The following is a 16712-nucleotide window of genomic DNA, read 5'->3' as shown; positions in this document are numbered from 1 at the left end:
CTCCTGAAATTCCTCCTGAGATTCCTCCTGAGATTCCTCCTGAAATTCCTCCTGAAATTCCCGATCCTCAGCCCTGCTCATTCCAGTGCAGTCCAGGTAACCCGCCCAACCCAGGTAACCCAGATCCTAAGATTGGTGACCCTGTGATTAACACCGATGCTACCCCCGAAGATAAATTCACAGACGATTTTGGCGACCATTTAGGCATACCCACCCCTAGAATCAAAACACTAGATGATGCCAAAGAAATTGCTCGCAAAATTGAAGAAGCTACTGGTGTAAAACCTGCATTTATCTACATCAGTTTTGTTCCTGTGGAAATCGTACCAGAGAGAACTAAAAATCTGAACACCCTCGCAGAACAAGATAGCGACGAACTGGAAATAGTCGTAGTTACTGCAAAAGGTGACCCCATTCGTAAGCGTATTCCCAAAACAACGAGAGCCAAAGTTTTAGAAGTAGCTCAAGAATTTCGTGACCAAATAGTTAGTCCACAAAACCGTCGCCGCACTGGTTATTTGCGTTCATCTCAACAACTTTATCGCTGGATTATTGCACCACTAGAGGCAGATTTACAGGCAAGAGAAATCAACAATCTGGTCTTTTTACCAGACATTGGGTTACGTTCAACCCCAATGGCAGCGCTTCATGATGGTAAGGGGTTTCTAGTAGAAAAATACAGTATTGGCTTGATGCCTAGTCTTAGTTTGAGTAATACCCTTTATAAAGACATTAAAAAATCTCAAATTTTAGCATTGGGAGTTTCTCAGAGTACTCAAGGACAAGAGCCTTTACCAGCAGTCCCCCTTGAGTTATCAACACTGGTGTCTAAACTCTGGCAAGGCAAATTATTGTTAGACAAGCAAGCCACCTTAGAAAATCTCAAAACTATCCGCCGCCAACAACCTTTTGGGATTATTCACATGGCAACCCATGCCGATTTTGCTACCGGCGCTTTGAGTAATTCCTATATTCAACTGTGGGAAGACAAGTTACGCTTAAACCAATTACGACAGTTGCGCTTGAATGAACCCGAAGTTGAAATGCTCGTGCTGAGTGCTTGTAGAACAGCCTTGGGGGATGAAGAATCCGAATTGGGATTTGCAGGTTTAGCAGTGCTAGCAGGTGTGAAAACTACTGTTGCTAGTCTTTGGTCGGTCAGTGATGCTGGTACAGCAGCGTTGATGACAAAATTTTATGAGAACTTGAAGACGGCTCCAATTAAGGCAGAAGCTCTCAGACAGGCTCAGGTAGGTATGGCCAAAGGGCAGATTTATGTAAAGAATGGTCAATTACAAGGTTTGGGAGTAGTCGGGAACTTGCCTTTACCGACTGACAGTGTTGATGAAGCTGAACAATCACTTATGCATCCTTATTATTGGGCTGGATTCACAATGGTTGGTAATCCTTGGTAACTGGGAAAAGTAACAATTTTTGTCAGCATTGCAGCTTTAGACGATTGACCTTTAGCTTCTAAGTAATAAATATATCTATGAGTAGTTTAGTCTTACTATTATTGGGTTTAGGAATTTTTTTATTTGCTTGGAGAAGTAAAGACGAAATTCATCGCATTGCGGCGATGGTAACTGGGACAATTGCTCTAATTTGGGGATTTTCTCTAGCTCCTTTGTCATTTCAATTGGTATTTGAGATTATCTCAGTTGTAGCGGCTTTCTTTGTTTGTATGCGTTGTTTAGGCTGTGGTTTAAAGCAAGATTAATTTTAGTCATTTGTCATTAGTCATTTGTCATTTGTCATTAGTCATTTGTCCAAGAGAAACCACGCCCACTCTTGAACGTGCTTTTAATTAGTCAGATGAAAGACGAAGTTTTTCCGCCCACAAGAGACGGGGTATGTACCAATAACCAATGACCAATGACAAATGACAAAAGCAATACCGCCCTTCACACAATATCTGTTTGTAACAGAAGCTTTTTTTGTCCCACTAACACCGTAATTACCACACTTTTCCATTGTGGGGTTTACAAAACTCCCCGCAATTGTGACGATTACGCTAGAATTGTTAAAGGTTCTTTACAGAATTTGCTGATCATCCCCAGTTCTGTTAAAACAGCCTAGCATTCAAATGTAAATCTTAAAACCCCCTCTAGAGTTCACCAAAAGTTTCTATGACGCTCCCAATTCGCAACGTCGCAATTATCGCCCACGTTGACCACGGCAAAACCACGCTGGTTGACGCACTCCTCAAACAATCCGGCATTTTCCGCGAAGGCGAAGACGTTCCGGATTGCGTTATGGACTCCAACGCCCTAGAACGGGAACGGGGTATTACTATCCTGTCCAAAAATACGGCAGTTCGCTACAAAGAAACGCTAATCAATATTGTTGATACTCCTGGACACGCTGACTTTGGTGGCGAAGTTGAACGCGTACTCGGCATGGTTGACGGATGTCTTCTGATTGTCGATGCCAACGAAGGCCCCATGCCCCAAACACGCTTTGTTCTGAAAAAAGCTTTAGAAAAAGGGCTGCGCCCCATTGTTATTATCAACAAAATCGACCGTGGTAAAACTGACCCTCACGTTGCTGTCGATAAAGTTTTGGATCTGTTCTTGGAATTAGGGGCAGACGAAGACCAGTGTGATTTTACCTATCTGTTTGCCTCTGGTATGGCAGGTTTCGCCAAGGAAAGCTTGGAAGCAGAATCGGTAGATATGCAACCCCTGTTTAACGCGATTCTGCAACACGTTCCACCACCAGTAGGCGACAGCAATAAGCCTCTGCAATTGCAAGTTACAACCCTAGATTATTCTGAATATCTGGGACGGATTGTGATTGGCAGAATTCACAACGGTACTATCCGCTCAGGACAGCAAGCGGCTTTAGTTACAGAAGATGGCACCATTGTCAAGGGTAAAATTACCAAATTGATGGGCTTTGATGGACTGAAGCGCGTAGAGATGGAAGAAGCAACCGCAGGTTATATCGTCGCGGTATCTGGTTTCGCCGATGCTTATATTGGGGAAACGATTACTGACCCCAATGAACCACAAGCTTTACCACTAATTAAAGTGGATGAACCAACCTTGCAAATGGCCTTCTGGGTGAATGATTCGCCCTTTGCTGGTCAAGAAGGTAAGTTGGTGACATCAAGACAAATTCGCGATCGCCTATTCCGCGAACTTGAAACCAACGTTGCTTTGCGTGTTGAAGAAACCGATTCTCCAGATAAATTCCTCGTTTCCGGTCGTGGAGAACTCCACCTGGGTATCTTAATTGAAACCATGCGCCGGGAAGGCTTCGAGTTCCAGGTATCTCAGCCACAGGTAATTTACCGCGAAATCAACGGTCAACCTTGCGAACCTTACGAACTTTTGGTGTTAGACATTCCTGCTGATGCTGTGGGTAGCTGTATTGAACGCCTGGGACAACGCAAAGGCGAAATGCAAGATATGCAACCAGGTAGTGGCGATCGCACCCAGTTAGAGTTTGTGATTCCCGCCCGTGGATTGATTGGTTTCCGGGGTGAATTCATGCGGATGACTCGTGGCGAAGGCATCATGAACCACAGTTTCTTAGACTACCGTCAACTTAGTGGTGACATTGAAGCCCGTAACAAGGGTGTTTTAATCTCCTTTGAAGAAGGCGTTTCTACCTTCTACGCCATGAGAAATGCCGAAGATAGAGGAGCATTCTTTATTACTCCTGGCACAAAGGTTTACAGAGGTATGATTGTGGGAGAACACAATCGTTCCCAAGATTTGGAATTGAATATCTGTAAAACCAAGCAGTTAACCAACCACCGGGCTGCTGGTGGTGATGAATTGGTTCAGTTGCAAGCACCAATAGACATGAGCCTAGAACGTGCTTTGGAATACATTGGCCCCGATGAATTGGTGGAAGTTACACCTCAATCGATTCGTCTGCGGAAGATGTCGAAGAAGTTGGCGAAACGGTAAGTAAGAATTCTTAATTGATTTAGAAAGCCCGCATTGGCGGGCTTTTTAGTTGGTTCACTACAACATTTTTCAAATGTTAAACTACATTTAAAATCGCAAACATAGATTGAGTATATATTTCGATGGATGACTTGCGTGATTCTCTTGACCGCATCAAATCTATTTGTTCTGAAATCGTTGTACAATTTGAATCTTCTGATGTAGCTGAGTCACTAAAAGCATTGCAAAAAGCAGTTAACGAAGCAGCAAAATCTTGGTCTGGCTCATGGCTTGGATATCATTCCCGTGTTTATTACAACCAACTTCAACCAGTTCCACCCGGTGCACGATTTAGTCAAGAATGGGGGCTTTCAGATGGATTATCTAACGAAACTAGGGGTGATTGGTGTGAATATGACTTCGATTCTATCTATAACATTCTAAAATCGAAGGCAATCAATTTTTCGTTAGAGCAACTAAACGAACTTGCCAATTATGCAAATGAAGAGATTCCTGATTTACGAGAAGAATTAATATCGATAATTTTTTCTTGCTTGGCTAGTGGAGAAGACACATACCTAGATCGGCTCAAACAAGAAGCTGAACTATGTAAAACATCCTCTGTAGGAGAGTTTGTTGATTATCTTCGAGGCGGTGGACAATTTTTTTCGCGTGACAGGGTTGCTGTACTGTCTGGCTCTCAAACCCCGCCACATATTTATCTTCAAGCACAGTTGTTGGCTGTTCAATCACCTTCCACAGTCGCAAAAAGTTTAAAGAAAATAGCAAATCGGCTAGCATTACACTTAACCAATAAATCTCGTACTTATATGTATTCATCTCAGCCAGGTACACATGTCTTTATTGGACACGGACACTCACCATTATGGAGGGATCTCAAAGACTTTATCAGTGAGCGATTAAAACTACCTTGGGATGAATTCAATCGGCTTCCAATTGCTGGAATCAATAATACTGTGCGCTTATCCCAGATGCTGGATAGTGCAGCGATCGCATTTTTGATAATGACTGGTGAAGATGAACAAAGTGATCTGAAGCTCCGTGCAAGAATGAATGTCATACATGAAGCAGGTCTTTTTCAAGGACGCTTGGGTTTCAAACGCGCAATTATCCTTTTAGAAGAAGGCTGTGAAAACTTTTCCAATGTTGATGGACTTGGTTATATTAACTTTCCACGCGGGAACATTAAAGCTTGTTTTGAGGATGTTCGTATGGTTCTTGAGCGTGAAGGCTTGGTGTGAACGCGTGGGAAGCGATCGCCCTTGCCGTGCATTTAGTCAAATCTTTGAGTAACAATGAAGAGGACTTAAAAAGGATTATTCCTATGAATATTCGTGAAACTGCGATCGCAAAACCATAGCAGAGATTTACAGTGCTGCATCTACGCCCGTCGTAGACATCGCCCTTACGGAAATATCTCTATTTCATAAAACGTATTGACAACGTAAATACACAATATCTACTATGTAAGGTATGGATGTGTATTTCGTGCTTAATGGTGTCACTTTCGTTTGGAACGAAGAAAAAGCTTGGATAAATCCTAGCAATCATGATGGCGTGACATTTCAGCAAGCCACAGAGGTATTTTTTGATCCGTTTTTAGTGGTTGTTGATGCAAGTCGCAATGATGAACAAAGAGATGCTGTTATTGGCTTAGACAAACGGTGGAATCTTCTGTATGTCGTCTACATTGAACGTGAAAACGACATAATTCGGATCATTTCAGCTCGTAAAGCAACACGCAAGGAGCGAGAATATTATGAAGGCTGAAGCACTGAAAAAGCGACTCGATAAAAATCGTCCAATGACTACAATCACAATTCGTATTCCCGAAGATGTCATTGAAGATTTGAAAAGAATAGCGCCATTACTGGGATTTTCTGGCTATCAGCCGTTAATGCGTGCCTATATTGGACAAGGGCTAAGAGTTGATCTGGAACGACTAGAGGATGATACTATCTCAGCACTGATTGCTAGCTTGAAGCGTCATGGTGTTAGCGATGAGGTTATCCATGAAGCCCTCAGTGAAGTTACTCAAAAATAGTGCAATTGCGATCGCCCTTGCCGTGCATTTAGTAAAATCTTTGAGTCAAAATGAAGAGGACTGAAAAAGGATTATTCTCATGACTATTCGTGAAACTGCGATGCCTTCTCTACGAGACGCTACGCGAACGGCGAGCTTCGCTAACGCAAAATTGCAGCAACTTTCTGAACCACTCTTGCAAGAAGTGACCGATTTCATTGATTTTGTTATCCACAAACATCAAGTTAAAATTGCTGAGAGTCAGCCTGGTGAACCACTTGTGGAAAAATGGTCACAATGGTTTGAGGCTGTGGATTCCCTAGAGGTATCTCCACCTGAATCAGTCAGTAATTATCAGCAACTCCTACTCGACAAGTATCGGCAACAAGGGCTAGAGTCGTAGACATCGCCTCTCGGTACTACTTTTGTTTCCCAAAAATTAGATAAGACTGATATCTTTAAGGTAAATAATTTTCATCTAGTAATTGAACAAGAGTGTAAGGACACTTTTCTAGAAAAATAGTTAAATCGGTTTTAATTTTCACAAAATCAACCGCACTTTGATAAATATTCTCTAAATCATCCTGTAACTTGTTTATTAAATTCGTCGTTAAATGATTATTTAAGTCATATCTAAAGGTTTTGATTTCTCCAATCCAATGACGATAGTTTCTCTCATATTCTATCTGCCAATATTGGAGTAATAATATATGAATAATAATTTGCCTTAAAAGACCTTTGGCTTTAGCTAAATCTCTTTTGCCCAAACTGATTAATTCCTCAATTAAGTTTTCTAAATCAAGTTGGTTAAACTGTTTTTGTTTTAATAATTCAATAGTTTTTTCTAACCATAAATTCTCATCGGTTTCATAAAGTTGCTTTAAGTTGGTAGTAATTGTCATATTTTTACCTTCTACCTACGTTCCATAATCTAATCATATATAATTATAAATTTATAGATGCAAACCACCAAAATCCAGAGAACTGGTAAAGACTATCAATGCACCAAGTTAATTTGAAAGAAGCTGAGACTCACCTAGCAGAATTAATTGAAGAGGCGGCTGGTGGAGAAGAAGTCATCATCACGCGTAATGATGGGACATCTTTCAGAATTGTGCCGCTTGGTGGAGTAGAAGCACGCCCAAAGTTTGGTAGTGCTAGAGGTTTAGTAAAAATGTCAGATGATTTTGATGAGCCGTTGGCAGATTTTGAGGAATACGCTCAATGAGGCTCCTGCTCGACACTCATACGTTTTTATGGTTTATTGAGGGCAGTTTAAACCTCAGTGACACAGCAAAAAACTTGATTGAAGATCGGGGAAATCAAAGATTTTTGAGCATTGCGAGTCTTTGGGAAATTTCTATCAAGGTCAGTATCGACAAGCTAAAACTGGAAATGACTTTTACCGAGTTGGTCAAGCAACAAGTTTATGGTAATGCTATTGAATTGCTTGAAATACGACCAGAACATTTAGATGAGTTAGCAAAGTTACCTTTTTACCATAAAGATCCATTTGATCGGCTCATAATTTCTCAAAGTTTAGTAGATAGCATACCTATAATTACTAAAGACAGTGTGTTTGAAAGTTATCCCGTGCAGATATTGTGGTGAATCGTACCACATTTATACACAATAGAAGTTATTAAGTTATTGGCAAAAGTTCAGGTCGGAAAGTGATGCCTACGACGGCAAGCGATGCTCAAGACTAGTATCAGCTTCAGCCTATACTAAAAAGGTAAGACTAGAACAATCTTGATCTCAAAATGCCACTGGTTTCAACAACTGACCCACTTCCGCTTGTAACCGAATTATGAAAAATATTGGGTTGACGCAAGGAAAAATTACAGTTACAAAAAGCACGATACTTACGGTAAGCGGCGCTAACGCATTGTATCTTGCTGCAAAGGTACTGGATCACGGCGTCTTCTGTAAGATAATTTGACACCGGATGTTTGTGTAAGTAGCGGAGAATGAACGACAATGGTCAGTTCTAATAGTGCGTTGAACATAGCAGAAATTTCCCTAGATGTTAGAGTCGCAAAGCAACAAGTCAGTGAACAAGAGTTACAACCTTTAACCCAAGGATTTCAACTGCAATACACACATCCTCATGGACAACTTTATCAAGGTAATTCAATTGATTGGCTTGCATCGCTTGATAATGAAAGCGTTGATTTAGTTTTTGCTGATCCACCTTATAACATTAAAAAAGCTGACTGGGACAACTTTGAAAATCAAGAGAAATATATTGAGTGGTCAATTCAATGGATTAGTCAAGCTTCACGTATCCTAAAGTCAACTGGCTCTTTTTATATTTGTGGTTTTTCCGAAATCTTAGCTGATTTAAAGCATCCAGCATCAAAATATTTTAAAAATTGTCGTTGGTTAATTTGGCACTATAAGAACAAGGCTAACTTAGGTAGTGATTGGGGACGTTCTCATGAAAGCATCATTCATTTTCGGAAATCTGATGCCGTTAAAGTAAGTATTGATGATGTGCGAATTCCTTATGGGGCACATACATTAAAATATCCATCTCACCCGCAAGCACAGACAAGCGCCTATGGAAAAGGAGCAATCAAAAAACACAATAACTGGACACCTAACCCAAGAGGTGCAAAACCTAAAGACGTAATAGAAATTCCTACTACTTGTAATGGAATGGGTGAGACAACACCCCATCCAACTCAAAAGCCAGAAGAATTATTGAGAAAATTTGTTCTTGCATCATCCAATGAAGGAGATTTGGTCATTGACCCATTTTCAGGTTCAGGAACAACTCTTGTGGTTGCAGAGCAACTTAACCGTCGTTGGATGGGATGCGATTTAAATATTGAGTACAACTGTTGGGCAACTAAACGATTAGAAAATGTCCGTCGGATGACAAAGGAAGAATGGATAGCCTTTGATCGTAAAAATGCAGAACGAAGAGAGTCTATCCGATGAGGCTAGAGGATTTGGTAAATGAAGATTAAATTTGACACTCAATGAAATGGTATTACTATTGTCTGCGATCGCCTTAAGCATTTGCTTCATGAACTTGCTCATCCCGCCACAATTGATATAGCCGTGTCGCTGGCATTGTCATATATAAAACATCACCAGCGCTGAGGTTAGTTTCTAGCAAATCCCAGCCATGAAGAGTTTGGTGATTTGTTTCTACATATAAAGGTACACAGTCAGCAGACATAGCTACATCTTTCACCCATTGACCACAAAAGGCGTGTGAAGGTGTAATCACAGTTGCAAAAGCTACCCAAAGACTATCCGCTGTGATGCCATTGCCAAGGATGCGTCCTCCTAGTGCAGCGGCGGCAAAGGCTGGGGCGGCTAGTTCAGCCGGACTCAGTACGGCCTCGAAGCCAAATAGCTGTTGCGCTATGCCAGCAAAATCAGGATCGGCGTAATGAACAATCACCGGAATGCTGGGTGTCAAACCTTTGGCTTTGAGGGCAATTTCCAGATTGGTCGCATCATTGCTAGTAACAGCAAGGACTGCGGCGGCAGATTCTATATTGCTGGCTTTGAGTATTGTACGGAAACTGGCATCGCCCTGAATCACGGGGATACCGAGTTCGCGGGCAGTGTTGATATATTTGTTGTTGGAATCAGGTTCAACCACTACAACTTCATGTCCGCTGGCGTGGAGTTGCTGGACAATTCTCACCCCAATACCACTCAAGCCACAGACAATGTAGTGATATCGCTGGGGAATTCGGGCTGCATCCCAAAATTGCTTAAAGCGGCTTCCCAAGACAAAATCGGTGAGCATGGCATACCAAATACCAATCACCACTGCTCCAACCAGCATCATCACAACGGTAAATAACTTAATACTGTTAGGAGCATTTTCTACTACTTTGTCATTCCCACCTGCTCCAGTAATCATGCCTACAGAAAAATATAGAGCATCGACAGGAGACAAACTCAACTCAGCCGACATATAGGTGAGTGTAGCAATGAGAATAACCGCCAATAGGACAATAGCACCCACCACAACCGATCGCCCATGTTGCTGAAACTGCCTAAAATTAGTCAGGACTTTCAGCAGTTTTCTAATTAATGATCTCCGTGGGGAACGGATGCGGGGTTGAGTGCCAACAATTAAGCGATCGCCTACTTTTATCTCTTGTCCAGATATGACGGCTGACACCAAATCCATCTCACCTTTTACTGGCAAGTAATAAATTAGCATCCGCGATCGGTCTTCCCACAATTCACTCAGCTTTCGACCCTTCCAGAAGTGCTTTTCATCAATGTATTCTTCGTGAATCGGCCAAGTTTGCTGAAATAATTTGATTTGTCCGATCGCTCGGTTTCCCAGTGCTGCAAAGGTGAATACGGGTGCTGCTAATCCGACAACACTCATACTCAAATGGTCTGGCAAACTTTGATCTAGGCGCTCGCCCAAATTTGTATTATAAAAACGGTTGATAATCCGAATCTGGGGATTCAGTACCCGCGCTTGCATCATAATAGACAAATTCAGAGCATCTTTAGATCCAGCGATGACTAAAGTGTGCGCCTGTTGAACTCCTGCTGCTGTTAGGGTAGAAGCTGCTTGTAAATCGCCAACAATCACATCTCCTGCTGTTTCGCCGGGGACAGATTGGTGATGAATGCCAACAACGAAGGCTCCCTGGTGTCTCAGCAAACGAAAGGTTTTATATCCGGTACGTCCTAAGCCACAAACAATAATTCGGGGTTTCATGAAACGGCAGCATCTTTTACAGGTAGGGCTGCATTTCTAGTTATTTATTAATATTGTTGCCCACTTTGTTGGAAGATAACTGTAGCTGACAACACGATTGTTTTAATTAGAGGTAGAAACTAGAAAGAAAGTAATGAGTAATGAGTTAGGAGTTAGGAGTTAGGAGTTAGAAGTAATGAGTGGATCAGAAATGGGTATTTACTCATTACTTATTACTTATTACCCCAGAATCCCCACTTTTCAAGGCTGGGGAGTATGTCAATCCTGCCTTCTTCACGTCTGTATTGAATTCAACTGCAAATCGCGTAGGCGTAGCCCGCCGCAGGCATCGCACAAGTAAATATACATAAGCTGATCACTTTAGCGAATCTAGTGGCTCACAAAAATTGTTTACGCCTTGCTTGAGGACATAAATCAAAACTGGCGTTGCCAAAATCTTCGGAAATGTCGGCATTGCTTTTAGACGTTCCATCATTTTTTGAGGTGAAGTATTCAGCAAATCTTCCCGATATTCTTGTTCGCAAATGACCGCACGCCATTTTCTAGCCAAAGCATCTAACCACTCGGCATTTGCTCTTTCTGGTTGTTGTCCTGCTCGGATAGCTAGCGTCATCGCCGCATCTTCTAAATCTCCATCACAGTCTTCAATCAAATCCAGCGCTTCCATATCGCTGGGATCATCTGCTAATTGAGAGCGAAACTGTGCAATTTCTTGAGATGTTACTTTGGTCATGAGTCTTTGACAAGGCGAGCGATGAACACTCAGTTATGCTACATCATTTCACAAAATTCTTGTTATCAAAAAGCCTCATCTTTCAATGAGGCTTTTAGAATTTTTAATTTGAAGATACAGCAGTTTGCAAGTAACTGAAATAAAGAGTTTCTACCTCCTGCCCCCTGCCTTCTGCCCCCTGCCTTCTGCCAAACCGATAGCTTTGTACTTCATGCAAAAGAAAACTGCTCTAAGTCAAGCAATACTAGCGTAGTGCTCTGAGGGTAACAGACCTTTGTAACTGAGCTAAAGCGCGGTTATAATCCAAAATTGCTGTGACTCGATTACCTTCAGCCCTTGTGAGGTCGTTTTCAGAGTTAATGACATCAGTTTGAGTGCCGACACCAGCTTGGAATCGCAAACGTGCTAAACGTAGAGCTTCTCTAGCTTGTTCTAAAGCGGTATTAGCGGTTTGAACATTCTCCAAGCTAGATTGCTGGGTAGAATAGGCTTGTTCTACCTGAAAGCGAATTTGGTTGCGCTGTTCAGCAAATTGAGTTTCTGCGATCGCAATATTAACTTTTGATTGAGCCGCCCTTGCTCTTGCTGCTCCTCCATCATACAAATTTAGGCTTGCTCTAACTCCCAATGAATAACCGTCAGTAACGCTGACACCATCATCGAACTGATCTAGTAGGTTATAGCTGGCTACCAAACTCACTTGAGGGCCTATTTCCCCAAGGGCCTGCCGACGCTGTTGCTCACTGATATTGCGTTGTGCCAACTGCTGTTGCAGTTCGGGGCGATTTTGAAAAGCCAGCACAATACTTTGTTCTAGCGACGGGTTCCAAAGACCAGCTAATTGTACAGGGTCAGCAGCACTGATATTTACCGCTTGGGGCAAACTTATCCGAGTTGCTAATTGACGACGGGAAATTGTCTGCTGGGATCTAGCATTAGTCAAATCTTGTTGGGCATTTGCTAAATTCACCTGCGATCGCAACACATCGAACCGTGTACCAACTCCTGCTCGCTCTAAAGCTTCTGCATCGCGCAAACTAGCCTCGGAGTTTTGCACAGCCGACTGGGCAATGCGTACTTGTTCATCCGCTTGTTGCAGATTGTAGTAGTCAGTGGCAACATTCAAACGGATTATCTCAGACTGAGTTTCTACAGCCAACTCGCTGAAACGTACCTGTTCTTCAGCCGCTCTGACACTAGCTCGCACTCTCCCAGAAGTGTAGATGTTATATGAAAGTTGAGCTTGACCGGAAAAAGATGTACCAGCTTCATCTGGAGATGCTATGCCCGTCTGTTGTTCTTGCAGTTCCGACGAGAGCTGACTACCAGCAGACTGACTGCGAGTAATATCCGTACTAACATCAAGAGTCGGCAACAAAGCGGCTTGCGCCTCTTTTAGAGCAGATCGATTGCGTTCTAGCTCCAATATAGTCACCTGTAAATCTCGATTGTTACGCCGTGCTAACTCCAAAGCCTGTGCCAAAGTAATCGGCTGATTTTCCTGAAGTCTCACTTCCTCCGGTTTAGTGGGAAATTGCAAAGGATTTGAGTTAGGAATCAGGTTATCAGGAATTTGCACCGCCCCTGACGGCACAGGAGTTACGGTTCTCGGCTCAGTGCTAGGTTGCACTGAATCCGCTGGTGCAGGAATTACAGTTTCCGGCGCAGTGGGAGTTGGCGTTGAATCTGCCGGAATTGGGGTATTGCTCTGAGCGAGGCGGCCAATTGCATTTTGTTGTAAGCAGGTGCTTGAGGCCGTTAGCAAAGCAGCCAAGGAATCCCTTTTGCTTTTGCCTAACTCCTGTGGACATCTTTGGGCTGACAACAGTTTTGCTGAACCTACACCTGTAGCTGAAGTTTGTAAAAATGTCTGTAATTCAGTAACAGTATTTACCTTTTGAGCCACTGGCTGCTGTGCAGAAGACAGGGACAAAATTTCTTTTTGGACAGAAGAGGGTTTTGAAGTGTAGTTAGGAACTACTATCTTCTTTAATTTCTGCCCAGATACGCTGGAATTACTCTGTTTTTTGTTATTTTGAGCAGAACGGCTGACATCAAGCTGTTGGGAAGAATTAGAGGTAGATGTCAAACTGAAAAATCTACCTTCGTCTTTCTTAAGTACTTGTTTTATTGGCACAACGGTATTTTCAGTCGTGAATACTGGAATACTGTTATTACTTAAAGGTTTCAGACTAAGTTTAGTGAAACCAAAAGCAGGTACTATGGTCGGAACACTAACATCTGTACCTTTAGGCAGTTGTGTATTCATGGTGTCCACAACCAAGTCTTGACCATAAGTAGAAGTCAAAACGCTAGGAGAAGACGCCAGTTGTGACCCAGTTAGTTTTGCAGTACCAGCCCAAGCAGGCTGAGTTGTTAAGACCGCTGCCGTTACACCAGGTAAGAAGCTATAAAAAAATAATTGCTGTCCTTTCACCGCATCCCTCACACGAAAATCAATCTAGCGGCAGAAAACCTTTCTTCACCACAGAATATAGCACGATACTAAACTTAGGAAAGAATATACTACGATACTAAATTTAGGGTTCGGAACTCTGTTTGTCTTCAAAACGTCTAACAATGCGAGAAAGTTCCGCCTTTTCATCGATACTAACGCGAGTAGGAGCACCGCTGATAATCCGTTCGTAGTTCCGGAAAGAATCTTTAATATCGGGCCCGTCAGCAGTGATATTATACTCACGAATTCCCTTATCGTGCCACGAACCTCTCATTTTAAATACGTTAATTGCCCGCGACATTTCTCCACGAATTTCTACGTACTGTAACATTATAATTGTGTCGGTGATCGTAGAGATATGAGAGTCAGTAATCGAATGCGCTCCCAGAAATTGGTCAGTTGTGTTAGTAAAGAAACCAGTAATTTCTTCTTGTTTAGCATAACCTGTTACACCAATTACAAACTGCCGAAATGCATTATTGCTCACTCCTCTAGCTAGTGCCGAAAGGGAATCAATGGCGATGCGAGTTGGTTTGAAGACAGAAATTTCTGATTTAATAATTTGTAAGTGGTCTTCTAAACCAGTTGATTCGGGATAGGTACAGATTATTTTGAGTAAACCTTGATCTTCTAATTCCTCAAAATCAATTCCCCAAGAGGAAGCATTACGAGATAGTTGGGCGCGTGATTCTTCATAAGCAAATAATATCGCCTGTTCTCCATTGAGGCAGCCATCTTGAATAAACTTACTTACTAACAAGGTTTTGCCCGTACCTGTGGCTCCGGTTGCCAAAATAATCGAATCTTTAAAGAAACCACCACCGCACATTTCATCTAAGGTTTTAACACCAGAAGATACCCTAACATTAGAAGATCGTTGAGTTAAGCGCATTGCTCCCAGTGGAAAGATGTTAACTCCTTCATTAGTAATTGTGAAAGGATACTCGCCTTTCATGTGAGTTGTGCCGCGCAATTTGAGAATTTCAATTGTGCGACGGCGGCGTTCTCCTTCTAAAACGTTGCGAACAATTACTACATTATCAGAAACAAATTCTTCTACTCCAAAAGAGGCAACTGGCCCATATTCTTCACTACGTTCAGTGGTAATTACAGTGGTGACACTCAGCAGTTTGAGACGGGCTACCAGGCGAAAAATCTCGCGTCGCACTACTCCCATCGCTTCATACTGCTGAAATACTGCTGTTATTGAGTCGATTGAAACTCGTTTAGCTTTGTATTTGCGGATGGCATATTGCAGGCGTTCAATGAGTGCAGAAAGGTCAAAGTTTCCAACTATATCTTGACCTTCCGGATCGGGAGATGCATCCAGAATAAACAACTTGCCTTCTTCAATTAAGCGCGGCAAATTCCAACCAAAAACATGGGCATTTTTAATAATATCACTCGGTGATTCCTCAAAGGTTACAAATACTCCTGCTTCATCAAAGTAGGTGATACCGTTATAAAGAAATTGAAGAGAGAATAAAGTTTTACCTGTGCCGGATGTGCCACTGATCAAGGTGGTTCTACCAATTGGTAAACCACCATGACTGATATCGTCAAACCCCTCAATCATCGTCCGAATTTTTTCTACACCCCCAATTTTTGGTGCTTGCTTTGGTTCTACTTGATCGTTTTCAGTCATTGCTTAATAAGAAATTGGTTTTAAACCTGTTTTTTATTACTAATTTTTTATGATTAAAATCTTACTCTTCAAAATCTTCTTCACTCAGTTCTTCATAGAGCAAATCTAATCCAATCAATACTCTTTCTCTATCTGAAAGATCCCCGATAATTTTGCGAACAGGTGGGGGTAAAATTTTCGATAGTGTTGGCGTCGCCAATATTTTATCTTCTTCCGCCAGTTGTGGGCTTTTTAGCACATCGATCACTTTTAAAGCATAAACACCTTCAAATTCCTGTTCTAAAATATCTTTGAGTGTTTTTAATGCCCGGACTGAATTAGGGGTGTTCCCTGCTACGTAAAGCTTAAGAACGTAGGTTTTTCTGGCTTTAATCATATACTTAATGGCTAGTCATCATAATAGAAATACAATATGCGATCGCAATTTGGGAATAACTTACAGCAGTAGCTTGTTCCAAGGAAAACATAGATAATTTTACTTTATTTAGGAATGGAACTCCTATAGACTTCGCACAGGTGAGCCAGGATGTCTATCAAAGTTAAACGGTAATCAAGTAAGGTTTCATTGCTCCTTCCTTCTAATTTTAGCTGGTTAGAAAATTCTTCAATTACCTCCATGTGAATTTCGATGATTTGGGGCACAGGAATATTAGCATAAAATATAGTATTGATAAATTTATCAATTTTTTCTTTGAGTGTTTTGTCTGTGGTAAAATAATCTATAAGGATCAGGCTGTAATCTAATTTAAGCTGTCTTAATAATCCTTGCCTTTCTGCTGGAGTCATCTCCTGGAAATGCTGCTGGCTTTTTTGCATCTGACTGGCAAATACATAGATGTATTTGCTAGTGTATGGCTTACTTGGATTTTGTTGCGGCCAATTTGGTAAATAGTTGATTTTTCCAGTGGTAGTTGCAGCAACAGGTAGGTAGGAAAATTTGGCAATAATCGCGTCAATAAACCTCCACACCAACGTCCTCAAACCTTTTTGGTTGGTTAAGTCAACTGGATTATCTAAACATTTGTTAACATTAGGCGGCAGAATCAATATCGGTAATAACATTTACTCTTGAATATATCTCCTTGATCTTCCTGACCAAGAAACGTGTGCTGATAAGTTTGGCTAACGCTTCTAGGGGAATACTGGGTGTGTAGTAAACTGGTGATTCCACCCAAAAATAACGCTCTGTGTTAGCAGATAGTGCTAGCCACTCAACAACAAA

General features: G+C 41.8%; 19 protein-coding genes. 12 read left to right on the top strand and 7 right to left on the bottom strand.

Going from position 1 to position 16712, the window contains the following annotated elements; translation table 11 throughout:
• The 9 genes from RRG12_RS12760 to RRG12_RS12720 all read left to right on the top strand — a co-directional run.
• Nucleotides 1-1415 (top strand): CHAT domain-containing protein (locus RRG12_RS12760; protein ID WP_420759536.1); only part of this gene is annotated, 1415 nt, incomplete at its 5' end.
• A gap of 77 nt (nt 1416-1492) precedes the next feature.
• Nucleotides 1493-1720: a hypothetical protein gene (locus RRG12_RS12755; RefSeq protein WP_069069118.1), complete on the top strand. Its 228-nt coding sequence runs from the start codon at nt 1493-1495 to the stop codon at nt 1718-1720.
• Between the two features lie 155 nt (nt 1721-1875).
• A complete protein-coding gene (locus RRG12_RS12750) occupies nt 1876-2079 on the top strand; it encodes a hypothetical protein (protein ID WP_141699663.1) in 204 nt (67 codons plus the stop codon).
• A 50-nt stretch (nt 2080-2129) separates the two neighbouring features.
• Nucleotides 2130-3920, top strand: coding sequence for a translational GTPase TypA (gene typA / locus RRG12_RS12745; RefSeq protein WP_420759535.1), 1791 nt, complete (start codon nt 2130-2132; stop codon nt 3918-3920).
• 122 nt (nt 3921-4042) lie between these two features.
• Nucleotides 4043-5161 (top strand): TIR domain-containing protein, encoded by a 1119-nt coding sequence (locus RRG12_RS12740; RefSeq protein WP_420759534.1) that lies wholly within the window; start codon nt 4043-4045, stop codon nt 5159-5161.
• Nucleotides 5158-5280, top strand: coding sequence for a hypothetical protein (locus tag RRG12_RS12735; protein WP_420759533.1), 123 nt, complete (start codon nt 5158-5160; stop codon nt 5278-5280). Before RRG12_RS12740 ends, RRG12_RS12735 begins: the two co-directional genes overlap by 4 nt.
• 128 nt (nt 5281-5408) lie before the next feature.
• Nucleotides 5409-5690 (top strand): BrnT family toxin, encoded by a 282-nt coding sequence (locus RRG12_RS12730; RefSeq protein ID WP_420759532.1) that lies wholly within the window; start codon nt 5409-5411, stop codon nt 5688-5690.
• Nucleotides 5680-5964 (top strand): hypothetical protein, encoded by a 285-nt coding sequence (locus RRG12_RS12725; protein ID WP_012407730.1) that lies wholly within the window; start codon nt 5680-5682, stop codon nt 5962-5964. Before RRG12_RS12730 ends, RRG12_RS12725 begins: the two co-directional genes overlap by 11 nt.
• Nucleotides 5965-6043: 79 nt before the next feature.
• Nucleotides 6044-6346 (top strand): hypothetical protein, encoded by a 303-nt coding sequence (locus tag RRG12_RS12720; RefSeq protein ID WP_420759531.1) that lies wholly within the window; start codon nt 6044-6046, stop codon nt 6344-6346.
• A 55-nt stretch (nt 6347-6401) separates the two neighbouring features.
• On the opposite strand, the gene RRG12_RS12715 is transcribed toward RRG12_RS12720, so the two are convergent.
• On the bottom strand, nt 6402-6845 hold the full coding sequence (locus RRG12_RS12715; RefSeq protein WP_420759530.1) for a DUF29 domain-containing protein: 444 nt from the start codon (nt 6843-6845) through the stop codon (nt 6402-6404).
• A 98-nt stretch (nt 6846-6943) separates the two neighbouring features.
• Here RRG12_RS12715 and RRG12_RS12710 point away from each other — a divergent pair, with 98 nt between their 5' ends.
• The 3 genes from RRG12_RS12710 (at nt 6944) to RRG12_RS12700 (ending at nt 8889) form a co-directional block, all read left to right on the top strand.
• On the top strand, nt 6944-7171 hold the full coding sequence (locus tag RRG12_RS12710) for a type II toxin-antitoxin system Phd/YefM family antitoxin (RefSeq protein ID WP_420759529.1): 228 nt from the start codon (nt 6944-6946) through the stop codon (nt 7169-7171).
• Nucleotides 7168-7554, top strand: a complete 387-nt coding sequence (locus RRG12_RS12705) for a type II toxin-antitoxin system VapC family toxin (protein ID WP_420759528.1) — start codon at nt 7168-7170, stop codon at nt 7552-7554. The genes RRG12_RS12710 and RRG12_RS12705 overlap by 4 nt, the downstream gene beginning before the upstream one ends.
• Before the next feature lie 369 nt (nt 7555-7923).
• Entirely contained in the window at nt 7924-8889 is a 966-nt protein-coding gene (locus RRG12_RS12700; protein ID WP_420759527.1) for a DNA-methyltransferase, read from the top strand.
• Between the two features lie 73 nt (nt 8890-8962).
• Here RRG12_RS12700 and RRG12_RS12695 read toward each other — a convergent pair whose 3' ends face one another.
• The 6 genes from RRG12_RS12695 to RRG12_RS12670 form a co-directional block, all read right to left on the bottom strand.
• Nucleotides 8963-10654 carry an NAD-binding protein gene (locus RRG12_RS12695; RefSeq protein ID WP_069069128.1) on the bottom strand — a complete coding sequence of 564 codons (1692 nt, stop codon included), beginning with the start codon at nt 10652-10654 and terminating at the stop codon, nt 8963-8965.
• Nucleotides 10655-11009: 355 nt separating this feature from the next.
• A complete protein-coding gene (locus RRG12_RS12690) occupies nt 11010-11387 on the bottom strand; it encodes a hypothetical protein (protein WP_069069129.1) in 378 nt (125 codons plus the stop codon).
• A 244-nt stretch (nt 11388-11631) separates the two neighbouring features.
• On the bottom strand, nt 11632-13824 hold the full coding sequence (locus tag RRG12_RS12685) for a TolC family protein (protein ID WP_420759526.1): 2193 nt from the start codon (nt 13822-13824) through the stop codon (nt 11632-11634).
• Between the two features lie 103 nt (nt 13825-13927).
• Nucleotides 13928-15490: a circadian clock protein KaiC gene (kaiC, locus tag RRG12_RS12680; protein WP_069069131.1), complete on the bottom strand. Its 1563-nt coding sequence runs from the start codon at nt 15488-15490 to the stop codon at nt 13928-13930.
• A 61-nt stretch (nt 15491-15551) separates the two neighbouring features.
• Nucleotides 15552-15866, bottom strand: coding sequence for a circadian clock protein KaiB (kaiB, locus tag RRG12_RS12675; RefSeq protein ID WP_069069132.1), 315 nt, complete (start codon nt 15864-15866; stop codon nt 15552-15554).
• 104 nt (nt 15867-15970) lie between these two features.
• Nucleotides 15971-16552: a KaiA family protein gene (locus tag RRG12_RS12670; protein ID WP_420759525.1), complete on the bottom strand. Its 582-nt coding sequence runs from the start codon at nt 16550-16552 to the stop codon at nt 15971-15973.
• Nucleotides 16553-16712 lie beyond the last annotated feature (160 nt).

The organism is Nostoc sp. CALU 546 (genome assembly GCF_048836525.1).
This window is presented reverse-complemented; position numbering and strand designations above follow the sequence as displayed.